Raw genomic sequence first — 1170 nt, 5'->3', positions numbered from 1 at the left:
TCTCTTCTACTTGACTAGTAAAAGAAGCAAATAGTGGAAAAAGACGAATAAGACAAAGAGGTGTAAAAAGTATTTGACAGCTCCTTTGTCTTATTTTATCATTAGGGTGTAAAAAGTTTTTTACACATTGTAAATGTGGAGGCATATTGGATGGAAAATAGAATTAAGGAGTACAGAGAAAAAAATACTCTGTCCCAAGGAAAATTAGCGGAATTATGTAATGTGAGTAGGCAAACAATTAACGCTATTGAGAACAACAAATATGACCCTACTTTACAATTAGCTTTTGATTTAGCAAGAAATTTAGGTGTTACAGTGGATGAATTGTTTTTCGGAGGGAGGGAGGAAAAAGAATGAATTTTATTATTACGCTCGTAATAGTTCCCCTTATATTTATAATTATCATTGGGTATTTTACTGGGAGTAAGGAATTCATATTGGGTCCGAATGATGATGAACGGAAAAAATTAATAAAACAAAAATCCATCGTTCAAAGCTGGGCTACCATTTTTCTATTCTTATTAACAAATTTCCTTTTTGATTTATTTAATTTGCAAGATGAGCGTTTGTCTGATATTAACTTTGTTTTTCCAGAACTTTTCTATTTAATTATTTTGGTTGTGAGCTACTTTATTTACTTAGTAATTAATAACAAAAAAATGAGTGCTTAATATTTTTTCTTTTTCCACTAACGGGGGCGATAGCTGAACAAAGCTGTCGCTACTTCAACTATTGGGGCAGGATAGTTTAATTAAAATATAGATTTTATGATGGAGTAGAAACAAAATGCTCAGGATAAAAAAGCCAATTGGAAAATTCCAATCAGCTCTTTTCTTTGAGATTTTTCCCGATTTGAGTTCCCGCATTTAAGACCGTAACTACCATAATAAAGAAAAAAAGAATTTGGATTTCTGGGTTAGCTGTCCAATAACCCAAAAAATTCATAAAGACAAGGGTTACAAATAAAAGAGCAGTAACTATGGGTAGAAAAAGTCGCAAGTTTAAAGTCATATTATGCCCTCCTTCATATGTAAACTTATACCATAAAGGTGTTAACATAAACATCTGGGAATTTGAACCATAAAATGAATTTTATTAATTTAAAGTTCGAACAAATCGTGATGCGAAAATACTTTCATTGTTGAACTAACGGGGCAGTTTAGTGAAACA

Annotated in this window: 3 protein-coding genes; 2 read left to right on the top strand and 1 reads right to left on the bottom strand. The window is 31.5% G+C overall.

Annotated features, from left to right (window positions below):
- The first annotated feature begins 150 nt into the window (after positions 1-150).
- Positions 151-357 (top strand): helix-turn-helix transcriptional regulator, encoded by a 207-nt coding sequence (locus tag V7097_RS25885; protein ID WP_335706509.1) that lies wholly within the window; start codon positions 151-153, stop codon positions 355-357.
- Positions 354-671, top strand: coding sequence for a hypothetical protein (locus V7097_RS25880; protein WP_335706508.1), 318 nt, complete (start codon positions 354-356; stop codon positions 669-671). Before V7097_RS25885 ends, V7097_RS25880 begins: the two co-directional genes overlap by 4 nt.
- 151 nt (positions 672-822) lie before the next feature.
- On the opposite strand, the gene V7097_RS25875 is transcribed toward V7097_RS25880, so the two are convergent.
- A complete protein-coding gene (locus tag V7097_RS25875; RefSeq protein WP_335706507.1) occupies positions 823-1011 on the bottom strand; it encodes a hypothetical protein in 189 nt (62 codons plus the stop codon).
- Positions 1012-1170: the final 159 nt, after the last annotated feature.

The sequence above is a fragment of the Bacillus sp. JJ1562 genome (assembly GCF_036962705.1).
GTDB lineage: Bacteria > Bacillota > Bacilli > Bacillales > Bacillaceae_L > Ferdinandcohnia.
This window is presented reverse-complemented; position numbering and strand designations above follow the sequence as displayed.